A 20,500-nucleotide genomic window follows, 5' to 3' on the forward strand; every position below is an offset into this window, starting at 1 on the left:
GTCATGACTGACAGATTGGCCGCAACCTGCGATACTGCGACGGTGGTCACACCCGGACGCCGCGAGCAGCACAAGGCCGCCACACGCCGCGCCCTGCAGGACGCCGCTCTGCAGATGTTCGACGACCGTGGATACGCCGACACGACAGTGCGCGACATCGCCGGAGCGGCAGGCGTGACCGAGCGAACGTTCTTCCGCTACTTCCGGTCCAAGGAAGACCTCGTCCTCGGCGAAGTTCTCGACCTGATTCCGGTCCTGGCTGAGCAGATTCGGAACCGACCCGCCGACGAGCCGCCGTACACCGCGATCCTCAACAGCCTCCTGGCGCTCGGCGCCGAGAGGAGCGCCGGCCTCGGCGTCCTCTTCAGCGGGCCCCCCGCGCGGTTCGCCGCGCCCACCCGGAACCCCGACGCCGTACTGCTCACATTCGAGGACGGCATTGCCGAGGCCCTTGCGCACCGGCTGCGCGAATCCGATGACCACAACACCGCGCTGCGCGCATCGGTGCTGGCACGGGCGGCCGTCGCGGCGATGCGCGCGACGCTGATCGCCTACTCCACCTTGCCCGACCGAGAGAGGACGCTCACTACGGCGCTACGACTCGTACAGGACGCCTTCACCGTTCTTCGTACCGGCGACTGATTGCACCTTCGGTGTGTTGGATGGATCACGCCCAAGCCATTTGTGTCAGGACTGACAGATTGGTCTACTGGCCTGCGTGACGACCTCATCAAGGCCTCGGTCCGCGGAGTTCGTGGCGCTTGGCGTGTGCATTGTCCTGTCGCTTCTGGTCGGGATCGCGGAGGTCCCGGCGCGAAGCGTCGTCGAAGCGCGCCTTGCCGAGACATCGATGCGGATCCTCCACGCCAAGGCAGACGTGTCCCTCGGCGGACCACCAGCAGTCGCCCAACTCGCGAAGAAGCACTTTCCCGACGTGCACATGTCCGTCGACGACGCGTCCTTCGGGCAGATCAGCGACTCGGGAGTTCATGAGGAGAACGCTGAGGTCGACATCTGGATCCGCGACAACGGCGAGTGGCTCGGCCGCGTCCGCATCCCGCGACAAGTCGTGTATTGCTGTTTTCTGCGCCGATTGAGCGAGTTCGCGATTCCTGCCTCCTGTGCATTTGACCAGAGCCAGGGTGAGTAGGCCGGCGACGATCCAGAGGGCCCGATTCTCGAGTCGAGGGGTGGCCCAGCCGGCGACTGCTGCGCCGGCCAGGAACGCACCGCAGAGCACTCCGGGCGTGCGGCGGCCAGACACTTGTCCCTGTCGCCGAGGAACAGCCCAGCGAATGCGGACACCGACGCGGAGCGAAGGTTTCCGGTGACCATGACCGAGCTGTACGGTTTTCCGCGGAGCTCCCGGAACGCGGTGTTTTGGAGCGCGGCGACGAAGGAGATCCCCAGGGTCATCAACCGTGCCGGGAGCACTCGAGGGGTTGGGGTGCCGGCGAGCATGAGGCACGTGGCCTCGGCCGCCATGCAGGCGATTGCCGGCCGGCGTATGACGGCCTGAAGGTGGGGCAGTCGCAAGGATTCGGCGGCCGCGACGCCTGCCACGAAGGCGAGCATTGGCAGCACATGCCAACAGACCTGGCCGCACTGACCGCTGAGCAGTGCAATCCCGGTCAGCACCACGTTGCCTGTCATCGCATTGGCGAAGACGTGGTCGTAGGCGAGGAAAGTGAAGGCGGCCAGGAATCCGCGCGCCCGGGCCCGAGTTCGTGGAGTTCGCCCGCAGCTGCCAGCACACTGCATACGACTCGAGGTGCGAGACAACTACGCCGGTGGACTGGATGGGCGTTGTCCCGCGGCGCACGCTGGAGGGGCTGCGCATCGAACGCGTCCGCGTGACATTGAGCCCTGGTCGAACTCGCAGCTAGGACGCGGCTTCACCACCTCGCCAGCGACCAGCAGCCGGCCTGGTAGGACCGAGCCGGTCGACTGGCGTGACTCTCTGAGTTGGCCAAGATCAGCAGCAGCTCCGTGAAGAGAAGCGAGCGGAGTCTCCCCCAAGCCTCAGCTCGCCCAGCGCCGGTGCGCCTGCAGCGAGCACCGCAGTACCGACACTTGCGCCGAAGGGAACGACCACCTTGACCAGTCCGGCTGGCCGGCGGCCCGTCCCGGAGGTGCCGTAACGCAACTGGGCCGGGTTGGACTTCTTCTTCTCGGGCGTCGCTGCTGGAGCCAATGGGAACTTGTCTAAGGTGAGGCATCGCTCCCGAGGAGAACTTTGGTGACTGGCGAGGTGCTGGCTGGGAGGTATCGGCTGGATGTACTGCTGGGCCGTGGTGGCGCCGGTGAGGTGTGGCGGGCTGCGGACCTGGAGTTATATCGAGCGGTGGCGGTGAAGTTCCTTCACCCGGCGCACGGTGACTCGCTGGATCAAATCCGTGCCGAGGCGCGCAAGGCGGCACAGCTGGATCATCCCAACGTGGTGACCGTCTTCGACATCGGCGTCGACCGCGGGCGAGCCTTCATGGTGATGGAGCTGATCGACGGTCCGAACCTGACACAGGTGCTCGAACGCGGACCCAGCAGCCGGCCCGCTCCGGACCGGGTGATTGACATCGCATTGCAGGTCGCCGCGGCGTTGGACGTTGCGCACGCAGCCGGCATCGTGCATTGCGACGTGAAGCCGGGCAATCTCCTGCTCGCCCCGGACGGCACGATCAAGGTCAGCGACTTCGGCATCGCGACCGCGGGACGCGTAGTCCGGCGCGGCGGCCAGAAGTTGGTCGGCACCCCGTCGTACGTCTCGCCGGAGCAGATCCGCGGCGATCCCGCCACACCCGCCAGCGACTGGTACGGCCTCGGCTGCGTGCTGTATGCGCTGCTCACCGGGTCGCCGCCGTTCCACGGGGCGACCGACGAGGTCCTGGCCCAGCACGTCAGCGCCGCCCCGGTCCCGATCCGAACCCTGCGGCCAGACGTCCCGACCGGCCTGGCACACGTGGTGATGGGCCTGCTCGCCAAGAACCCGAGCGAACGACCCAGGTCCCTGGACGCGATCCGCCGCGCGATCCAGGACGACACCGGCCCGGCTCGCACTCAGGTGCTGCCGGCGTTCGAGGTGCCTGGCACACCGGCCCGATCTCGTCGGCGTAGGCCGATCTTGATAGCTGCTGCAGTCGCAGCGGTGCTGGTTGTCGCGGCCGCGATCGCCCTCGGCGGGAATCCGGGCTCCGACACACCAGCCGCGCCAGGCACCACCTCCGCCACCAGGCCGACCCCGCCGGCGAACCAGCCGAGCAGTCCTGCCGAACGGACGACGGCATCCGACCCCTCGTCGGCGGTGGCCAGGCTGACGCAGTTGCTTCGCGAAGAAGCCGGCGGACCAGACGGAGAAGGAAACGGGAAGGGGAACGGAGAGGGAGAAGGACGAGGTGGCGACGACGGCGGACGCGATGGAGACGTCGCTCGCGAGGCCGCCAACGACCTCGACGAGGTTGCGAAGGAATTGGACTCGGGCAAGGCCGACAAGGCGGCCGAAAAGTACCGCGACGTGCGCAAGCGACTCGACGAGGCCGGCCGAGACGGCCGCTGGACCCCCACCCCACAGATCGCGGCACTGCTACGACAACTCGACGCACACTTCCGGGCCGCGAAATGACAAGGCTACGCATCCGCGACCGCAGACCGCGAAGTTCGTTCGGCGGGAAGTGGCGGCCAGTCGCCAGGAGGTTGCCGGCTTCGACAGGGTCAGACACGCCGGGGACGACTGGACGCGAGGATCATGATGCCACCACCATCGCGAATGCCGACCGTTCCGGCCGCAGTCCACTTGAAGCACCGGGAAACGAGGATGCGGCTCACGGCGGTCGAACGGCGTGCGGAGGTCCTGCAGGCCGCGGTGCAGGCGTTCGCGGCCAGCGGGTACGCGGCGACCACGACGGCCGAGATCGCCCGGCTGGCCGACGTCTCGCAGCCCTACGTCATCCGCCTGTTCGGCACCAAGCAACAACTGTTCCTGGCCGTACTCCAATCAGTCTCCGACCGGATCGAGCAGACCCTCCGCGACACCGCCGGCCAAGAACCGACCCCGAACAGCCTGGACCGCTGCTGCGAGAGATTCCCGGCCGAAGTCCTCCTCATCCCATTGCACGGCTTCTCAGCCACCAACGCTGAGCCCGCCATCGGCGAGGCCGTCCGCGACCGCTTCGGCCGTATCTACCAGTTGATTCGCCAGCTCACCGGCACGTCACCGGCTGAGGCCAGCGACGTCCTGCGCGCCGGCGTACTGCTCACCGGCATCATCGCCGCGAGCCCTCGCCCTTGGCAACTCCGGCGGGCAACTGCTGGACCGGGCGGACGCCGACGCCACCGGCAGTAGACTGGTGATCGCGTGACCGGCGGTGGGGCTCGCCGGACCCGAACCGTCACCCTCAGCGGTGGCCAACAGTCCCTACCTGTCCTTCCGCGTGGCCGCCTGGCCGCGCGGAGCCACGTTCAGGTAGGAGGCTCCATCCGGTGCAGCATCACCGAACCGACCCATCCCCGCTCGAACCGGTCGACCCCGACATCGATCTGCGCGTCGCCCGTCGATCCCGGTCGCGCAGCGATCTGGCCGTGCTCGCCGTGGTCGCCCTGGGCGGCATGCTCGGCGCCGCCGGCCGCTATCTGATCGGCCAGACCTGGCCGACACCGGCCGGCGGGTTCCCGTGGGCCACGTTCACGATCAACGTCACCGGCTGCGCGCTGATCGGCGTACTGATGGTGCTGGTCACCGACGTGTGGTTGCGCCAGCGGCTGCTGCGGCCCTTCCTCGGCACCGGTGTGCTCGGCGGCTACACGACGTTCTCCACCTACACCGTCGACGTCCAGCACCTCATCACCGGCGGGCACCCCGGCGCCGCGCTGGCCTACCTGGCCGCAACCCCGGCCGCGGCACTTGTCGCGGTCTGGATCACCGCGCACACCACCCGCAGGCTCGTCACCTGGAGGATGCGATGAGATTCACCGGCACCGCGCTGCGACTCACCATCATGGTCGGCGAAGGCGACCAGTGGCGCCACAAGCCACTGTTCACCGAGATCGTGCACCGCGCCCACGAGGCCGGCCTGGCGGGCGCGACCGTGCTGCGCGGTATCGAAGGCTACGGCGCATCCAACCTCATCCACACCAACCGCCTGCTCTCCTTGTCGGAGGAGCTGCCTGTGGTGATCGTCATCATCGACACCCACGACCGGATCCACGCCTTCCTGCCCCAGCTCGACGAGCTCGTCACCGAAGGCCTGGTCGTTCTCGACGACTGCGAGGTCATCCGGTACGTCGGCCGCGACCTCGACGAGTCCACTGCCGGCGACGAGGCGCGACCCGGGGTTCAGGAGGAACGATGACGCTGCTGCTCGTGCTCGTCGGGGCCGCCATCGGGGCGCCGCTGCGGTACCTCACCGACCGCGCCGTCCAGGCCCGCCACGACACCGTCTTCCCCTGGGGAACCTTTACCGTCAACGTCGTCGGCTCACTGATCCTCGGTGCCATCGCCGGCGGCACTACAGCCGGCGTCGTGCCGGACCAGCTGCAGTACCTCGTCGGTACAGGGTTCTGCGGCGCCCTCACCACCTATTCCACGTTCTCCTACGAGACCCTCCGCCTGGTCGAGCAGAACGCGAAGTTCTTCGCGGCCGCGAACCTCGCCGCCAGCATCATCGCCGGCCTCGGCGGCGCCTTTATCGGCGCCACCGTCACCCAAGCGATCTGGTCATGACCACTCAATCACCCGCAGCAACCCCCGCTGGTGAACCAGTCGAGGTGACATTGCTCGCCACTGGCCGCCACGCCCACCCCCGCAGGGGCGGCTGCCTCATGGAACTCGTCAGCGCGACCGCCGGCGGGTTGTGGAGCGATCGCCCGACCTGCACACCACCCGTGCTCGCCCACATCGCCCGCGTCGTCAACGACCACACCAGCCCCGCCAGGCGGCCGCGGCTCGCCCCGCTGATCCCCTACCTGATCACCAGCAGCGATCCCATACGCCAAGACCGCACCGACATCGAAGCCTGCCGAGCAATCCTCGCGGCCGCCGGAAACGCCATCCGCCCAGACATCACCACTACTTGGGCAACCCAACTCGACCAACTGCTCACAGGACGCCTGTCGCGACGCCGACGACACAAGTTGCTTTCCATCACCGGGGCCGCGCTGCGTGCCATCCACGACACAAGCCAACCCCTCGACCGCGACGAACAACTCAGGAAAGCTCTGGTCGCCGCCATCAACGCAGAACGTCGCATCCAGGGCACGCCCGCGCTCCTCTCCGACGACCTCCAACCGCTGCCCGAACTCTCGGTGACCGTGCTCGCCCGACTCATCAAGCCACCCGGCGCGGACTGGTACGAAGTCGAGGCCCACCTCGATCCCGAGACCACCCCAGACTGGCTCAGCCGACCAATGCGACTGAGAACCCACGAACTGCCTACTTGACGGATTCAGTGAATGCGAGCCGCACGTACGGACGTGACGTCGGCCTCTGCAGGGTGGATCTGGGCAGATTCGGGCGCTGCTGACTCAGGCGTCAGCGAGGTCATGAGGTCTCCAGGCGGGCGCAGACGGCAGCTCAGCGCAGGCCGAAACCCGCGCGCCCTTGCGCGGATGCGACGACACGAGGGTCGCGTGATCGAAACAGGCAGGTCACTCTCGTCTGTGGGATCAACCGTCACGGCTCCGCCTCCTGGACCGATCCCGGTTCCCTCTCCTGGCTGTGCCTACGAGGAGAAGTGCAACCATTAACAACAACGTGAAGATGACGGCTACCGCAGCCACTCCCAGGCTGTCCACAGCATCTGCGATCCAGGTCTGAAGCCGGGCTGCACCTTCGATCACTGGATCACGGGTCGTCGTTCCGCTGAACACGCGGAGCTCGTACCAACCGTAGTACGCGACGTAGAGGCCGGAGAGGATCACCAGAACCCCGCCGAGGCGAGACGCCACCCGGCCGAGACGACGAAGCCGGCCCACGGTGCCAGTCCGGGCCAGTGCGACAGCGATGGCGGCAGAGCCGACGATCAGCCCCATCCCGGCGGCATAGGCCAGGAACACGGCGATCCCGGTGGCCACGGAGTCGGTGCGGAACGCGGCAACCACGATCGCCAGGAACGGCCCGATCGTGCAGCCGAGCGAGGCGATCGCGAACGCCACGCCGTACAGAGCCATCGAGGTCGCCCTGCGGGCCACCACCGGACCCCGGCGTAGTTTCGGAACCGGCACGGGAAGGTCGCGCCCGGCGGCCAACCACACACCCGCGGCCACGAGCACCAACCCGAACACCACGGTGAACCAGGGAAGATGCTGCTGGACCTGCCCGGCTACTGGTGCGATCGCCAGCCCGAACACGCCGAACACCGCGGCAAAGCCCGCCGTCATCGCCACCGTGGCGGCCAGCGCCCTGCCGACCGCGACCGCGCGGCTCGGTGAGTCGTCTCCGGTGACCAGGAGGGACAGGTACGCCGGCAACATCGCGAACCCGCAGGGATTGACCGCGGCGAGCATGCCGGCCCCTAGCGCAAGCGCGAACGGGATCTCACTCATGCTCAGCCGACCAGTTGGGAAAGCTTCTCCGCAAGGCCGTCGCCTGCCACCAGGTTCCCGCTGAACACCTTGTTGCCTGCGGCATCGAGGATCACGTAGGTGCTCTGTTCGGTGACCTCGAACCGTCTCCAGACTTCACCGTTCTCGTCAGACAGGTGCGGAAAGCCGCCGACCTTCTGGTCGGCCACGAAACCACGCATGGCATCCGGCTTGTCGAGGCCGGCCACTCCTACGACATTGGCTCTGCCCCGGTACTCCTCGGCGACCTTGGCCGTTTCGGCCGCCTGGGCACGGCACTTCGGACACCAAGGCGCCCAGAACCACAACACCGCAGGCTTCGCAGCCAGCGTCGCCCCATCGAAGTCCTTGCCGTCCACAGTCGTGCCGGAGAACTTCAGGATCGCCGGTACGGCGGGAGCCGCTGTCGCCGGCGCGGTGGTGGAGGGACGAGCCGGAGGACTGCCTGCAGAACCAGCGGGCGACGGGGATCCGGAGGAGGACGGCGAAGGCGCAGCGCAGCCGGCCAATACCAGCATCAGCACGGTCAGGGAAACAACAGCGAACCGCTGAACAAGCATCCAACCTCCACCGCACCGGAACTGGCTCTACCGTAGGGCTGAGCCCGGATGGCCGACGTAACGAGCTGCCTTACGGATCGCTTACCGTCCAACTCGAGTTCATTCCTGACCGCGTTCTCCGCGGTCAGCGCCTGTGTAGTAGACGGCCGGGTCGACCGCGGCCTCCGGATCCGCGTTCAGCCACCCGGCGAACGCCTCCGGGCTGCGCCGCTCCAATTCGTCGAGGTAGCGATCGCGGGCATCCACCAGCTCCTCCAGCTCAGCTGCCTGACGGGGAGCGGCGACTGCCGAAGTGCTCCGCCGCCACGCACCACACAGCTCCTCGTCTGTCAGCGCCGTCACGTCATCCACCGCAGCGACATCACCGGACGAGACCGCTGCGGACCGTGCGAAAGCGGCGAAGCTCCACCACACGACACTGTAGGTGCGCATCTCGGCCTCACAATGGATCGTCGCTCAGCGACAGATCATCCGCGCAGACCGACAATCGAAGGTGATCGTCGGCGATGCACGCGATCTGGCCAGGCTCGATGACGAAGCCACGACCGTCCGGACGAGAGCCACGCACCTGGACGAACCTGGACCAGATCAGTGCCTCGCCGGACAGCCACGTCTCATGACGCTGCTCGTCGGGGTCCTCCACTCCGACGTACTCAACCCGTCCCACAAGCGCACCGCGCACGTCGAGCACGAGAAGTCCATGGCGTACCGCCGCCAGCGGCGCCGCACCGCCTCCGGAGCTGCCGCCGCTGCTCACGACATCCTCCGCATCGGGGGCCACACCCCACGCAGCCGTGAGCCGATCCCAAGATCGGGAGAGTCAACTGAACCGCGGCCGGTACCCATCGTTGCCTCCTGGCGGCGATGAACAAGTACGACGCCGACCAGCCTTCCCGGCACACCAGTAGCAACGTATCGCGACCTGTCACCTGCCGCCAGTACTACCGCGGTACCGAGCATCCTGCGTTGTTGCAGACATCGATGTCAGCCCGCGATCACACCAAGGGACTCATGCCATCGCACCAGTTCTACCCGACCTTCTCCGCGAGGACGTCCGCGAGCGCGTTCAGGTCCGGCACTGCGAGGTCTGGTTCCTTGAAGGCCTTCGGGTACGGCGTGCGCCGGCGATCGAGGTAGTAGCCGTGGAGACCGGCTCGGCGTGCACCGTCGATGTCCCACGGGTGAACGGCGACCAGCGCCATCCGCTCCTCCGGGACACCGCACACGACGGCCGCGTACCGATAGGAATCCGGATGCGGCTTCCAGCGGCCTGGGACCGACACGTCGAGCCGGTGCTCGAGCAACGGCATGATGCCGCCCTGGGTGAACATCCGCTCGGACATCGCGGCGGATCCGTTCGTCAAGGTGATGATCCGCAGGCCGAGGTCGCGGAGTCGACGCAGTCCAGGCAGCACATCAGGGTGAAGTGACAACTCGGTCAACCCCGAAAGGACCGAGCCCACCGTTTCATCCCCTGCATCGAGTCGGTGCGAACTCAGCAGGCTGACGAGCACATCGCGGCCAACTACGCGGAACTCGGCTGACGCACCCGCGGCGGTCAGGGCGAAGCCGTCTCGCAGCGTCGCCGCGAACCACGTGTCCAGGCTGTCGGCCGGCAAGCCGACAGCCTTGAACCGCTCGCGCAGCGGTTCCAGGTCCGACAGGGTCTCGTTGACGTCCAGCACCAGTAATTCGACCGCACTCATCCGGAGGCTCCTCTATCTTGGACCAGTCGTTCCAAGATACGATGGTGCCCGTGGCAGATGTCAAACACTTCGACGAGGAGGCAGTGCTCACCTCCGTCGAGTTGCTGTTCTGGCGCCAGGGGGTGACGGCGACAGGCATCCAGGACGTCGTCGCGGCGACCGGACTCAGCCGGTCAAGTCTCTACAACGCGTTCGGAGGCAAGGACGGGCTCTACGCCGCGGCCGTCCGCAGGTACCTGGACCACCGCTCGCTGCCGATGTTCGACCGACTCGCCACCGACCGGCGTGGACTGCCCGCGATCGCCTCCTTCTTCGACGCCCTGCTCCGGTTGCGCTGCTCCGGCGACTTCGCCGGCTGGGGCTGCCTGGTCTCGAACGCTCATGTCGAGTCGTCGCCGGACGCCGTTCAGATGCTTCTCGCCGAACACCACGATGCACTACGGGACGCCATGCACGCCGCCCTGAAGGTTGCCCAGAGCAAGGAGCAGCTACGCGTCAGCGGGACGATCGAAGGCCAGGCTGAGATGCTCACACTGCTCGCCTACGCCATCAATCTCAGATCACGCGCCGGCGCCTCCCGCCGCCAACTGAAACCAGCAGTCACCGCGGCAATGACCGCACTCTGAAGACCGTCCCCTGGTCCTTGTCAACCGCAACGGGCAGCTCGGCCTTCCCAGCCCGGATCCAGCCGAGGTCCGGATACGGAGGCGCGGCCGTGCAGCCGTTGCGGGCGGAAATGTTAGTGGCTAACATTGAGTCGTGGGTGGACGAGCGGAGCGGACCCGGGAGCGGTTGCTGACCGCGGCTTTGGAGCTGTTCGCCGAGCGCGGGTACGACGGCACCAGCGCCGGCGAGATCGCGGCACGCGCCGGCGTCACCGAGATGACCTTCTTCCGGCATTTTCCGAGCAAGGCGAGCCTGCTGGTCGACGATCCGTACGACCCCCTGATCGGTGCCGCGATCCGGCAACAGCCGGCGAAGCTCGACCCGATCAGCCGTGCAGCCAAGGGCGTGCGTACGGCCTGGCAGGAACTCCTACCACCGTCGGTCGAGGAGGTCCGGGTCCGGCTGCGGATCGTCGCCCGGACGCCGGCGCTACGAGCGGCGATGATCAGCGGGACGGCGGCGACGGAGGCAGTGATCACTGACGCCTTGGCGAGTGGTGGAACCTCGCATCGCGACGCGAGGATCGCCGCCGGAGCGGTGCTGGGAGCCCTCAACACCGCCCTGCTCGACTGGAGCCTGACCGACAGCGACGATCTGTCGCAGGCGATCGACGCCGCGCTCGACGTGCTGGAGAACCGCCATGGCTGAGGATGCGATCCAGGCTCGCAACCTGGTCCGGACGTTCGACGACGGCACCGGGATCCGCGGTGTCGACATCTCGGTCGCACCAGGCGAGGTCCATGCACTGGTCGGCCTCAACGGCGCCGGCAAGTCCACCTTGATGCGGCTCCTGCTGGGAATGCTCAAGCCGGAGGCGGGCACAATAGCCCTCGCCGGTCAGACACTGGACGACGCGGACTGGCGCGAAGTCGGTCATTTGGTCGACGTTCCGCTGGCCTACCGCGAGCTCACCAGCCGCCAGAACCTCGCTCTCAGCGCTCGGCTGCACCAAGTCACGCCCGCCGAGATCACCCAGATGGTCGCGGCCGCGATGACCGAACTCCATCTCGCCCAGTACGCCGACCGCCGCGCCGGCAAGCTCTCACTCGGTAACCGGCAGCGCCTCGGTCTCGCCTCCGCACTCCAGCACAACCCCCGACTGATCGTGCTGGACGAGCCCACCAACACTCTCGACCCTGCCGGCGTCATCCTGCTGCGCGAGGCACTCGTACGACGGGCAGCGACCGGCGCCGCCGTACTGGTCAGCAGCCATCATCTCGACGAGGTCGCCCGGATCGCCGATCGCATCTCGGTGCTCAACGCCGGGCGGATCATCGGCTCGCTCGACCCGCAGGGCGTCGACATCGAGCGATCGTTCTTCGACCTCGTCCACAGCGACGACGTGGCCGCATGACCGTCGGCCTCGTCACCGAGCTCACCAAGTTCGTCCGGGCGACTGTGGTGCGGGCGTCGACGATCATCATGGTGCTCGGCATCACCCTCATCTGCTCGTCGATGCTGCTGGCAGTCCGCACCGACGACCCGCAACTGGCTGCCAAGCTCGGTCCGCTCATCCATCCGGGAGGCTGGGGCGGATATCTCACCATCGCCGCGCAGGTGACCGCCGCGGCGAGCCTGCTCGGGTACGGCGTCGTCCTGAGCTGGCTGTTCAGCCGCGAGTTCGCGGAAGGAACGATCACCGGCCTGTTCGCCATCCCGGTCTCCAGACCCACGATCGCCACCGCGAAACTCGTCGTCTACCTCGCCTGGGCATGCGTGACCGCCGCGGCCCTCCTGATCGCCTTGATCCCCGCCGGCCTGGCCGCCGGACTCGGGCCCGTCCCAGCTGACGTCGTACCGGCGATGGCGCGGCAGTTCGTCCTGACCGTGCTCACTGCCGCCATCGCGACTCCCGCCGCCTGGGCCGCGACCGCGGGTCGCTCGGTGCTCGCCGGAATCGCGACCACGATCGGCATCCTGGTGCTGTCCCAGATCACGGTGGTCGCCGGGACCGGCGGCTGGTTCCCGTTCGGCGCCCCCGCACTCTGGGCGATCAGCAACGGCGCCAACGTCACGATCCTCCAACTGGCACTCGTCGTACCCGTACTCATCACCGCCACCGGACTGACGCTGCGCTCCTGGCAGCGCCTTCAGCTGGATCGCTGAGTCCGGCGGTTCCGTTCAGCTCGCGCTGGTTGCTCGAACAGCAGCCCGTGGCGGTCGAGGTTGGTCACGATCTCGTCGCTGCTGTAACGCGGGCCTGGGCGTGACGATGTAGCGGGTGCGTGCGATTCCGGCGGCTCCCCCGTGCCGCCGGAATCGGACCAGCGCGGTGTACCGAGCCGGCAACGTTTCGGTACCCAACGATGAAACTGCCTTGCTGGTGTGCCGGGAAGTCTGGTCGGCGACGCCTGACCCATGCCCTCACCAGGAGACGATCAAGATGCCGAAGTCCATCCGCCCTGCCTGCGCTGCCGCAGTACTCGTGCTTGCCCTGGCCGCTTGCTCCGGCGGCGGTGACGCGGCGTCCTCCAGTCCGTCCACGGCGGCGTCGCCGACGCCCGTTCCCAGCACTGCGACTCCGCCCGCTACGACGCCGAGCGTCGTACCGCCCTCGAGTCCGGCCGCGAAGCCGGTCCGGACCGCCGCCCAACTCGCCAAAGCCCTGCTGGCACTGGAAGACCTGCCGGCCGGCTTCTCGATCGAAACGGGTGACAGCGGCGAGGACGGCGACGTCACCCTCGCGTCGAAGGACCCGCGCTGCGCCCGGCTGGTGACCCTCTCCAACGCCGACACGCTACCCGGATCGAAGGCGTCAGCCACCAAGTCCTACTCCGGCGGCGCACAAGGGCCCTTCATCGACGAGAGTCTCGACGCGCTGGGGTCGACCGCCGCCGTACAGGCGTTCCAGAAGTCCTTCAAACAAGCCGTCGCCGCGTGCCGCACCATGACCCTGTCGATTCCCGGTGAGGGCCGCTCCCCGATCAGCGTCCGCGAGGTCTCGGCGCCACGGGCCGGCACTGATCCGGTCGCCGTACGCTTCACTGCCTCGTCCGGCCCCCTCGAGGGGCTCGAGGTCACCATGATCTCCACCGGTATCGATGACGTGGTGCTGGCGGTCACGGTCGTCGCGGGTGTGCCCGAAGACATCGATGGCGCGACGACGACCGCCGCCGACAAGGCCACGTCCGTCCTGGCCGCGACTCAGTCCGGAACCTGACACTAGGTCTGCGCCGTCGCCTTCAGGTCGGCGTGCTCGAAGGAGCGGGCGACGACGACGTCGGTGGACGAGTGGGCGATGATCGACAGCACGATGGTGAGCGCGACCAGATGGAAGACCTCGTCAGCGGCCGGGATGCCTGACTCCACCACGATCAGGCCGTAGACGACTGAGGCAAATCCCTTCGGGCCGAACCACATCGCGGCGATCTGTTCGCGGGCTCCCAGACCAGAGCGGAAGAACGACACCGCCAGGGCCAGTGGCCGAGCGACGACCAGCGCGACGATCGCGAAGACCCACCCCTGCCAGGAGATCTCGCCGAGGAACTCGAGCGAGATCAGCGCGCCGAACACCAGCAGCGCAGCCAGCTTGAGCGACTCCGAGATCAGCTCACCGAAGTGCTCGAACGCCTCCCGCTGCCGCGGACCGAAGGTGGCGACGGTGATCCCGGCCGCGAACGCGGCGAGGAACAGGTTGCCGTGCATCGTCTTGCCGAGCGCCAGCACCAGGAGTCCGATCGCCACCGCGTTCAAGGGCTCGTACTGCGTCGACGCGGAGAAGAACCGGGTTCGTTCCAGCCGGATGGCCACCCACGGAACCACCACGCCGATGACGATGCCCAGGCCCAACTCCAGCGCCAGCTCCCCGAGATGCAGGTCCTCGGAATGCGCCGCGATCGCCAGGAACACCATCACGAACGGCAACGCCAGGCCGTCGTTCACTCCCGACTCCACGTTGAGCAGATGCCGCAAGCGCGCCGGAACCTTGTCGTTCCCGACCAGTGCCGAGGCGAACACCGGATCCGTCGGCGCCAGGATCGCCCCGACCAGCAGGGCCTCCGGCCAGTCGAGGCCGGCGACGTAGTGCGCCGCCACCGCCGTGACGACGAGGGTCAGCGGCAATCCCCAGCCAAGCGCCCGCCCGGGCAGTCGCCAAGCCGAGCGGAGGTCAGCCCACCCAACCCGCATGCCGTCGGTGAACAGTACGGCGAACAGCGCGAGCTCGGCCAGGATCGCCACGACATCGGACTCCGGCCGCAGGTCCAGGACGCCGGACGTCTCCGGGCCGAGCACGAATCCGGCAAGCAGGAACAGCACGGCCGTGGACAGGATCGTCCGGTGCGCCAGACTCGACACCAGCACCGCGAGCAACAGCACCACGGCGAAACACAGCAGCAGCATCAGCAATCCCCCACGAGGCGATCAGGCCAGCACGAAATAGCGCAACCACAGGTACGGCACCGCAACAATGATCGTGATCGCGGTCATCACCACACCCTTGCGAGTGAACTCCCAGAAGCTGATCGGATGACCGGCCCGCAGGGCGAGCCCGATGACCACCACGTTGGCGCTCGCCCCGACCGCGGTCGCGTTGCCGCCGAAGTCCGCGCCGATCGCCAGCGACCACCACAACGCCTCGGCCTGCACCGGATCCGGGATGCTCTTAGTCAGCTCGAGGACGACCGGGCTCATCGTCGCGACGTACGGGATGTTGTCCACGATCCCGGACAGCACCGCCGACACGACCAGGATCAGCATCACCGCCAGCAGCGCGCGGCCCTCGATCACCTCGCCGATCTGATCGGCCAGCTCGCCGATCACGCCGGTCTTGACCAGCGCGCCGACCATGATGAAGAGGCCCGCGAAGAACAGCAACGTCTGCCACTCCACACTCGCCATGTAGTGCCGGGTCTCCACCCCTGAGATCAGCACCAGGAGCCCCGCCCCGAGCAGCGCCACGATCGAGGGCTCGATGTCCACGACCGCGCGGCCGACAAAGCCGACGAACACCAGCAGCAGCACCGCGCCGCACTTGATCAGCAGCCGCGGATCCTCGATCGCCTCGCGCTCGTTCAGCCGCATGACCCCGTCCACCCGGTCCGGATCCACCGTGAACGAGCCCTTGAACAGCCACGGCAGCACCAGCGTGAACACGATCAGCGTGATGACCACCAGCGGCGCCATGTGAATCAGGAAGTCGTTGAAGGTCAACCCGGACCGGCTGGCGATGATGATGTTCGGCGGGTCACCGATCAGCGTCGCCGCACCACCGATGTTGGAAGCCAGCACCTCCGCGATCAGGAACGGCACCGGATTGATACCGAGCCGGTCGCACACCAGCAAGGTCACCGGCGCGATCAGCAGCACGGTGGTCACATTGTCGAGCAGGGCCGAGGCCACCGCAGTGATCAGCGTGAGCAGGATCATCACCCGCAACGGCGACCCTTTCGCCCGCTTCGCCGCCCAGATCGCAATGTACTCGAACACCCCGGTACGCCGAACGATGCCGACGATCACCATCATCCCGAACAGCAGGAAGATGACATCCCAGTCGACACCGGTCTCGTGCGAATAGAACGCGTGCTCGGCATCCGTGACCCCGAGTGCCAGCAACACCGCCGCACCCCCGAGTGCGGCCAGGAGCTTGTGCGTCCACTCGGTCGCGATCAGCACATAGGCGACGACGAACACCAGCACCGCGATGACGGTCATCCGCGGCACCCGCCGTACGGCGGATTCGCGCCGGTCAGCGCGGCGTCGTCGCCAGCTCGAGCAGCCGGGACGCGGTGACCGCGCCCAGAATCTCCTTGTCCTTCATGACCGCGACCAGCGGGCACCGCAGCCGAGCCATGATCGCCGCGACTTCCAGGATCGTGTCGTCGTGGTTCACCACCGGCACCTCGGTGGGCTCCGCCGGCAGCAACTTGCGCACCGTCACGCCGGACAGTTTGTCGGCCACCTGATCGGCCAGAGACTCCTCGATCACCCGGGCCAGCGCCGGGTCGTCCTGCACGTACGTCGGCACCAGGAACTTCACCACCTGCGACGCCGGCAGCACCGCGTAAGGACTCCCGTCCTCGCCGGTCACGATCAAGCCCGGCAGCCGACGCGAGGCGAGCAACTCCACGGCCCGACGGGCGTCGTCGTCCAAGCCGATCACCGGATACTCCTCGGCCATCTGCTTTCCGTGCACAGTCCCACAGTACGCCGGACCGCCGGACAGGTGACGTCGGCACAGCCTGGCGACACGCGGAACTGCTCGGCACGGAGACCTCCCAGGACGTCGCGAACCGCCCACATCCCAGACGGGTGCGGGCGTGCCGACCAGACTTCCCGGCGCTCCGATTCCTACCCTCTCCCATTCCCGGTGCCCGGAGCAACCGAGGCCACACCCTGACCCCGTTTCAGCCGGGAACCGCAACCGTCTGTTGTCGACAGCAACATCCACCGGCCGCGACAGCGACTGCGTTCTCGGAGACTGCAGGACTGCGAGGATCGGAACCGCAGCTTGGACAGCTGCCATAACCGACAGGCGCGGTCTTGCGCCCCGATTGAACAGCGGTTTAGTCTTTGAACGTGCGTTCAATCCGGGTGTCGGACGCCCCGCCCGTTGGTGGAGCCGGGGCGATGACGGCTGAGCGGATCCGGGACGCGGCGATCCTCCGGTTCGGACGCGACGGCTTTGCCGCCGGCTTGCGGGCGATCGCGGCCGACGCGGGAGTGACCGCCGGCTTGGTGGTCCACCACTTCGGCTCCAAGGACGGACTACGCAAGGCCTGTGACGTCTATGTGCTCGAGGTCATCCGTTCGGAGAAGACGAAGGCGACCACCGGTAGCCCGGCGGGCATGATCGCGCAACTCGCCGAGATCGAGGAGTACGCGCCGCACGCCCTGTATTCACTGCGCAGCATGCAGGCCGGTGGCGAGCTGGGCAACGCCTTCGTCGAGCAGATGTGCGCCGACGCCGAGACGTACCTCGAGGCCGGCGTTCAGGCCGGCATGATCAGGCCGAGCCGAGACCCCGCCGGCCGCGCCCGGTACCTGACCTACCAGGGGATGGGCTCGCTGCTGCTGTGGATGTCCCTGCGCCAGGGCCCGGTGGAGCTGGACGACTTCCGCACCGAGCTCCGCAGGCTCTCGAACGAGATCACCTTGCCCGCGCTGGAGTTGTTCACCGACGGGCTGTTCGTCGACCGTTCGATGCTCGACGAGTACCTGCTGTACGTCAGCGATCCGCCCGACGGCTCCCCGAAGCCGTAGTACGCGCGGACACGACGCCCGCAGCGGCGTCCCCACGACGACATTTCGCCGGGTTGCCCCGGATCACTCTGGAGAGGTTCAGCAATGGCTGCTGCCCTGGAGATTTCCCAACTGCACAAGTCCTTCGGTCAGGTCAAGGCGCTCGACGGGCTCGACCTGTCCGTACCGACCGGCCAGGTGGCCGGTTTCCTCGGCCCGAACGGGGCCGGAAAGTCCACTACCATCAGGATCGTGCTCGGCCTGCTCCGAGCCGACGCCGGCGACGTCTCGGTGCTGGGACGTCAACCATGGGCCGACGCGGTCGCACTGCACCGGAGGCTTGCCTACGTCCCCGGGGATGTCAGCCTCTGGCCGAATCTGACCGGAGGCGAGGCCATCGACCTACTCTCCCGGCTGCGCGGTGGTTCGGACAAGACCCGCAAGGCCGAGCTGCTCGACCGCTTCGAGCTCGACCCGACCAAGAAGGGCCGCACCTACAGCAAGGGCAACCGCCAGAAGGTCGCCTTGGTCGCGGCGCTCGCATCCGACGTCGAACTCCTCGTCCTGGACGAACCGACCTCCGGTCTCGATCCGTTGATGGAGACCGTCTTCCAGGAATGCATCGCCGAGGCGAAGCAGGCCGGGCGCTCGGTGCTCCTGTCCAGCCACATCCTCGCCGAGGTCGAGAAGCTGTGCGACACGGTCACGATCATCCGCAACGGCCGCGCCGTCCAGTCCGGCACTCTCGCCGAGCTACGGCACCTCACCCGTACAACGATCACCGTCGCCGTCGACCGCGACCCCACTGCACTGTCGACGGTCCCAGGCGTCCACGACCTGCGCTATGACGGGAGCGAGGTCACCTTCGACGTCGACGCCGACCACCTGCCGGCCGTCGTACAGTCGCTGGGGCAGTTCGGTGTACGCACGCTGCACAGCGCTCCCCCATCACTGGAGCAACTCTTCCTCCGCCAGTACGGCGACGAACTCGTCGGAGCGCAGGCATGAACGAGAACCTCACCGCTACCGGCACCCTGGTCCGGTTCGCACTACGCCGCGACCGGGTCAAACTGCCGATCTGGATCGGCGGCATCGGCCTCGGCATGCTGTACGCCGTCAGCGCCCTCCCTACCGTCTACGGCACTCCGGAAGAACGCCAGGTCCGGGCCGAACTCATGGACTCCCCCGCCGCCACCATGATGTCCGGCCCCGGCTACGGCCTCGACAACTACACCCTCGGCGCGATGATCACCAACGAAATGGTGCTCTACCTCGCCATCCCCGCAGCGATGATGAGCATCTTCCTCATCACCCGCCACACCCGCGCCGAGGAGGAAACCGGACGCGCCGAACTCGTCCGCTCCACCGTCGTCGGACGGCACGCCGCCACCACCGCTGCCCTCATCGTGGCGGTGATCGCCAACATCGGCGTCGCCCTCCTCACCGCGCTCGCGATGCTCAGCGGCGACCTGGCCGCGGCCGACTCGTTCGCCGTCGGCGCCGGCATCGGCCTCACCGGACTCGCCTTCGCAGGCATCGCCACCGTCACCACGCAACTGACCGAGCACTCCCGCGCCGCCTCGAGTCTCGCCATGGCCGCTGTCGGCGCCGCCTTCCTCCTCCGCGCGATCGGTGACGTCTCCCAGCCCGGCGGCAACTTCCTGTCCTGGCTGTCGCCGCTGGCCTGGACTCAGCAAGCTCGGCCCTTCGTGGACCTGCGCTGGTGGCCGCTCCTGTTGTCGATCGCGGTACTAGCGGCGTCGGTTGCCGTCGGCTACTTCCTGTCCGTACGGCGTGACGTCGGCGCCGGGCTGATCCCGGCCAGGCTGGGCCGGGCTGACGCCGCACCGTCGCTGTCGACACCGTTCGGCCTTGCGGTCCGTCAGCAGCGCACCGCTCTGACCGGATGGGCGGCTGGGCTGTTCGTCTTCGCCGTACCCAGCGGATCGCTCAGCGACTCCGTCACCGACGCCGTCGCCAACAACCCGCAGATGGGCGAGATCTTCACCGCCAACGGCCAAGATCCACTCGACGCGTTCTACGCCACCATGGCGCTGTTCTTCGCTCTGCTCGTCGGCGCCTTCGCTGTCACATCGGTACTTCGGCTGCGGTCCGAGGAACGCAGCGGCCACACCGAGGCAACGCTCGCCACCTCGGTCAGCCGACCCCGCTGGTACTTCGCCTGGCTCGGCTACACGACCCTCGCGTCCGCCATCCTGCTGGCTCTCAGCGGACTTGGCGTCGGTATCGGCGCCGCCACCGGAGACGCCGGCCTGAGCACCGTCGCCGAAGTCACGGTCGGCACACTGGCCTTCCTCCCGGCGGTGGCTTTAATCGCGGGTCTCACGGCGGCGCTGTTCGGCCTGCGCCCGGCGCTGGCCACCCTCGCGTGGATCGTCGTCGCCTACGCAGTCTTCTTCGGCATGTTCGGCGCCCTCCTCGACCTCCCCGGCTGGGTGACCGATCTGTCGCCGTTCGCCCACACCACAGCCATGCCACTCGCGGACCTGCCAGTGACGCCCCTCGCAGTACTGACGGCCCTCGCCGCCACCCTCGCAGTCACCGGCAGCACCCTCTTCCACCACCGCGACATCGAATCCTCCTGACCACCGCGCGCCGTCTCCCGACCGAACGCTCAGCCGGGAGACGGCATCAGCGGATGAGGCATCCTTGGATCCATGTCGGGTCCTGGACCGTTCTTCTTCGCCATCGTCGCGACGGCCGGCATCGTGCTCGGAGGCATCACCGTGAACGAGTTCGCTGCCGCATCCCGTCGTGTACGAGCCAGGCTCAAGTCACTCGCCGAAGCCTGGGACCGCTAGCAACGCCTACTGCCGC

The 20,500-nt window shown here is 67.6% G+C and carries 24 protein-coding genes and 2 pseudogenes; 17 read left to right on the plus strand and 9 right to left on the minus strand.

What is annotated here, in order from left to right:
- Positions 1-42: 42 nt before the first annotated feature.
- Positions 43-642 (plus strand): TetR family transcriptional regulator, encoded by a 600-nt coding sequence (locus tag AB0H36_RS11885; protein ID WP_360520298.1) that lies wholly within the window; start codon positions 43-45, stop codon positions 640-642.
- Positions 643-766: 124 nt separating this feature from the next.
- Complete coding sequence (locus AB0H36_RS11890) at positions 767-1,150, plus strand: hypothetical protein (RefSeq protein ID WP_360520636.1); 384 nt, start codon at positions 767-769, stop codon at positions 1,148-1,150.
- A gap of 152 nt (positions 1,151-1,302) precedes the next feature.
- Here the strand turns inward: AB0H36_RS11890 and AB0H36_RS11895 are convergent.
- Positions 1,303-1,761 (minus strand): annotated as a pseudogene (locus AB0H36_RS11895) (YoaK family protein); the annotation flags it as partial.
- A gap of 478 nt (positions 1,762-2,239) precedes the next feature.
- Between AB0H36_RS11895 and AB0H36_RS11900 the strand changes: the two are divergent.
- The 6 genes from AB0H36_RS11900 (at position 2,240) to AB0H36_RS11925 (ending at position 6,429) form a co-directional block, all read left to right on the plus strand.
- Positions 2,240-3,616, plus strand: coding sequence for a serine/threonine-protein kinase (locus AB0H36_RS11900; RefSeq protein ID WP_360520300.1), 1,377 nt, complete (start codon positions 2,240-2,242; stop codon positions 3,614-3,616).
- A gap of 192 nt (positions 3,617-3,808) precedes the next feature.
- Positions 3,809-4,336 (plus strand): helix-turn-helix domain-containing protein, encoded by a 528-nt coding sequence (locus AB0H36_RS11905; RefSeq protein ID WP_360520302.1) that lies wholly within the window; start codon positions 3,809-3,811, stop codon positions 4,334-4,336.
- 137 nt (positions 4,337-4,473) lie between these two features.
- Complete coding sequence (locus AB0H36_RS11910; RefSeq protein WP_360520304.1) at positions 4,474-4,956, plus strand: CrcB family protein; 483 nt, start codon at positions 4,474-4,476, stop codon at positions 4,954-4,956.
- Positions 4,953-5,342: a DUF190 domain-containing protein gene (locus AB0H36_RS11915; protein WP_360520306.1), complete on the plus strand. Its 390-nt coding sequence runs from the start codon at positions 4,953-4,955 to the stop codon at positions 5,340-5,342. The genes AB0H36_RS11910 and AB0H36_RS11915 overlap by 4 nt, the downstream gene beginning before the upstream one ends.
- On the plus strand, positions 5,339-5,713 hold the full coding sequence (gene crcB / locus AB0H36_RS11920) for a fluoride efflux transporter CrcB (protein WP_360520308.1): 375 nt from the start codon (positions 5,339-5,341) through the stop codon (positions 5,711-5,713). Before AB0H36_RS11915 ends, crcB begins: the two co-directional genes overlap by 4 nt.
- A 98-nt stretch (positions 5,714-5,811) precedes the next feature.
- The gene (locus tag AB0H36_RS11925) at positions 5,812-6,429 is read left to right on the plus strand and encodes a hypothetical protein (protein ID WP_360520310.1); all 618 of its coding nucleotides are present in this window, start codon (positions 5,812-5,814) and stop codon (positions 6,427-6,429) included.
- A 225-nt stretch (positions 6,430-6,654) separates the two neighbouring features.
- On the opposite strand, the gene AB0H36_RS11930 is transcribed toward AB0H36_RS11925, so the two are convergent.
- The 5 genes from AB0H36_RS11930 to AB0H36_RS11950 form a co-directional block, all read right to left on the minus strand.
- Positions 6,655-7,533, minus strand: coding sequence for a cytochrome c biogenesis CcdA family protein (locus tag AB0H36_RS11930; protein WP_360520312.1), 879 nt, complete (start codon positions 7,531-7,533; stop codon positions 6,655-6,657).
- A 2-nt stretch (positions 7,534-7,535) separates the two neighbouring features.
- Positions 7,536-8,111: a redoxin domain-containing protein gene (locus AB0H36_RS11935; protein ID WP_360520314.1), complete on the minus strand. Its 576-nt coding sequence runs from the start codon at positions 8,109-8,111 to the stop codon at positions 7,536-7,538.
- Positions 8,112-8,210: 99 nt separating this feature from the next.
- On the minus strand, positions 8,211-8,543 hold the full coding sequence (locus AB0H36_RS11940) for a hypothetical protein (RefSeq protein ID WP_360520316.1): 333 nt from the start codon (positions 8,541-8,543) through the stop codon (positions 8,211-8,213).
- A 7-nt stretch (positions 8,544-8,550) separates the two neighbouring features.
- Positions 8,551-8,868, minus strand: coding sequence for a hypothetical protein (locus tag AB0H36_RS11945; RefSeq protein WP_360520318.1), 318 nt, complete (start codon positions 8,866-8,868; stop codon positions 8,551-8,553).
- A 271-nt stretch (positions 8,869-9,139) separates the two neighbouring features.
- Entirely contained in the window at positions 9,140-9,817 is a 678-nt protein-coding gene (locus AB0H36_RS11950) for a haloacid dehalogenase type II (protein WP_360520320.1), read from the minus strand.
- A 50-nt stretch (positions 9,818-9,867) separates the two neighbouring features.
- Here AB0H36_RS11950 and AB0H36_RS11955 point away from each other — a divergent pair, with 50 nt between their 5' ends.
- The 5 genes from AB0H36_RS11955 to AB0H36_RS11975 all read left to right on the plus strand — a co-directional run bounded on the left by AB0H36_RS11955 (position 9,868) and on the right by AB0H36_RS11975 (position 13,643).
- Entirely contained in the window at positions 9,868-10,443 is a 576-nt protein-coding gene (locus AB0H36_RS11955) for a helix-turn-helix domain-containing protein (RefSeq protein WP_360520322.1), read from the plus strand.
- Between the two features lie 133 nt (positions 10,444-10,576).
- On the plus strand, positions 10,577-11,131 hold the full coding sequence (locus AB0H36_RS11960; protein ID WP_360520324.1) for a TetR family transcriptional regulator: 555 nt from the start codon (positions 10,577-10,579) through the stop codon (positions 11,129-11,131).
- On the plus strand, positions 11,124-11,837 hold the full coding sequence (locus AB0H36_RS11965) for an ABC transporter ATP-binding protein (protein ID WP_360520326.1): 714 nt from the start codon (positions 11,124-11,126) through the stop codon (positions 11,835-11,837). Before AB0H36_RS11960 ends, AB0H36_RS11965 begins: the two co-directional genes overlap by 8 nt.
- Positions 11,834-12,589, plus strand: coding sequence for an ABC transporter permease (locus tag AB0H36_RS11970; RefSeq protein ID WP_360520328.1), 756 nt, complete (start codon positions 11,834-11,836; stop codon positions 12,587-12,589). Before AB0H36_RS11965 ends, AB0H36_RS11970 begins: the two co-directional genes overlap by 4 nt.
- A gap of 277 nt (positions 12,590-12,866) precedes the next feature.
- Positions 12,867-13,643 (plus strand): hypothetical protein, encoded by a 777-nt coding sequence (locus AB0H36_RS11975; RefSeq protein WP_360520330.1) that lies wholly within the window; start codon positions 12,867-12,869, stop codon positions 13,641-13,643.
- A 2-nt stretch (positions 13,644-13,645) separates the two neighbouring features.
- On the opposite strand, the gene AB0H36_RS11980 is transcribed toward AB0H36_RS11975, so the two are convergent.
- From AB0H36_RS11980 to AB0H36_RS11990, 3 genes and pseudogenes are all read right to left on the minus strand, one after another.
- Complete coding sequence (locus tag AB0H36_RS11980) at positions 13,646-14,824, minus strand: cation:proton antiporter (RefSeq protein WP_360520332.1); 1,179 nt, start codon at positions 14,822-14,824, stop codon at positions 13,646-13,648.
- 21 nt (positions 14,825-14,845) lie between these two features.
- Positions 14,846-16,150: pseudogene (locus tag AB0H36_RS11985) on the minus strand (ArsB/NhaD family transporter); the annotation flags it as partial.
- Between the two features lie 19 nt (positions 16,151-16,169).
- Complete coding sequence (locus tag AB0H36_RS11990) at positions 16,170-16,616, minus strand: CBS domain-containing protein (protein WP_360520334.1); 447 nt, start codon at positions 16,614-16,616, stop codon at positions 16,170-16,172.
- Between the two features lie 434 nt (positions 16,617-17,050).
- Between AB0H36_RS11990 and AB0H36_RS11995 the strand changes: the two genes are divergently transcribed.
- The 4 genes from AB0H36_RS11995 (at position 17,051) to AB0H36_RS12010 (ending at position 20,484) form a co-directional block, all read left to right on the plus strand.
- A complete protein-coding gene (locus tag AB0H36_RS11995; protein ID WP_360520336.1) occupies positions 17,051-17,683 on the plus strand; it encodes a TetR family transcriptional regulator in 633 nt (210 codons plus the stop codon).
- 84 nt (positions 17,684-17,767) lie between these two features.
- Complete coding sequence (locus AB0H36_RS12000) at positions 17,768-18,670, plus strand: ABC transporter ATP-binding protein (protein WP_360520338.1); 903 nt, start codon at positions 17,768-17,770, stop codon at positions 18,668-18,670.
- The gene (locus AB0H36_RS12005) at positions 18,667-20,268 is read left to right on the plus strand and encodes a polyketide antibiotic transporter (protein ID WP_360520341.1); all 1,602 of its coding nucleotides are present in this window, start codon (positions 18,667-18,669) and stop codon (positions 20,266-20,268) included. Before AB0H36_RS12000 ends, AB0H36_RS12005 begins: the two co-directional genes overlap by 4 nt.
- Before the next feature lie 72 nt (positions 20,269-20,340).
- On the plus strand, positions 20,341-20,484 hold the full coding sequence (locus AB0H36_RS12010; protein WP_360520344.1) for a hypothetical protein: 144 nt from the start codon (positions 20,341-20,343) through the stop codon (positions 20,482-20,484).
- Positions 20,485-20,500: the final 16 nt, after the last annotated feature.

The organism is Kribbella sp. NPDC050820 (assembly GCF_040653975.1).
In the GTDB taxonomy this organism is placed as follows: domain Bacteria; phylum Actinomycetota; class Actinomycetes; order Propionibacteriales; family Kribbellaceae; genus Kribbella.

Bases quoted from the DNA above. Each gene is read 5' to 3' on its own strand.
- AB0H36_RS11915 (WP_360520306.1), top strand. From the start codon at position 4,953: ATGAGATTCACCGGCACCGCGCTGCGACTCACCATCATGGTCGGCGAA.
- AB0H36_RS11935 (WP_360520314.1), bottom strand. From the start codon at position 8,111: ATGCTTGTTCAGCGGTTCGCTGTTGTTTCCCTGACCGTGCTGATGCTG.
- AB0H36_RS12010 (WP_360520344.1), top strand. From the start codon at position 20,341: ATGTCGGGTCCTGGACCGTTCTTCTTCGCCATCGTCGCGACGGCCGGC.
- AB0H36_RS12005 (WP_360520341.1), top strand. From the start codon at position 18,667: ATGAACGAGAACCTCACCGCTACCGGCACCCTGGTCCGGTTCGCACTA.
- AB0H36_RS11970 (WP_360520328.1), top strand. From the start codon at position 11,834: ATGACCGTCGGCCTCGTCACCGAGCTCACCAAGTTCGTCCGGGCGACT.
- AB0H36_RS11950 (WP_360520320.1), bottom strand. From the start codon at position 9,817: ATGAGTGCGGTCGAATTACTGGTGCTGGACGTCAACGAGACCCTGTCG.
- AB0H36_RS11905 (WP_360520302.1), top strand. From the start codon at position 3,809: ATGCGGCTCACGGCGGTCGAACGGCGTGCGGAGGTCCTGCAGGCCGCG.
- AB0H36_RS12000 (WP_360520338.1), top strand. From the start codon at position 17,768: ATGGCTGCTGCCCTGGAGATTTCCCAACTGCACAAGTCCTTCGGTCAG.
- AB0H36_RS11975 (WP_360520330.1), top strand. From the start codon at position 12,867: ATGCCGAAGTCCATCCGCCCTGCCTGCGCTGCCGCAGTACTCGTGCTT.
- AB0H36_RS11980 (WP_360520332.1), bottom strand. From the start codon at position 14,824: ATGCTGCTGCTGTGTTTCGCCGTGGTGCTGTTGCTCGCGGTGCTGGTG.
- AB0H36_RS11965 (WP_360520326.1), top strand. From the start codon at position 11,124: ATGGCTGAGGATGCGATCCAGGCTCGCAACCTGGTCCGGACGTTCGAC.
- AB0H36_RS11930 (WP_360520312.1), bottom strand. From the start codon at position 7,533: ATGAGTGAGATCCCGTTCGCGCTTGCGCTAGGGGCCGGCATGCTCGCC.
- AB0H36_RS11925 (WP_360520310.1), top strand. From the start codon at position 5,812: ATGGAACTCGTCAGCGCGACCGCCGGCGGGTTGTGGAGCGATCGCCCG.
- AB0H36_RS11940 (WP_360520316.1), bottom strand. From the start codon at position 8,543: ATGCGCACCTACAGTGTCGTGTGGTGGAGCTTCGCCGCTTTCGCACGG.
- crcB (WP_360520308.1), top strand. From the start codon at position 5,339: ATGACGCTGCTGCTCGTGCTCGTCGGGGCCGCCATCGGGGCGCCGCTG.
- AB0H36_RS11995 (WP_360520336.1), top strand. From the start codon at position 17,051: ATGACGGCTGAGCGGATCCGGGACGCGGCGATCCTCCGGTTCGGACGC.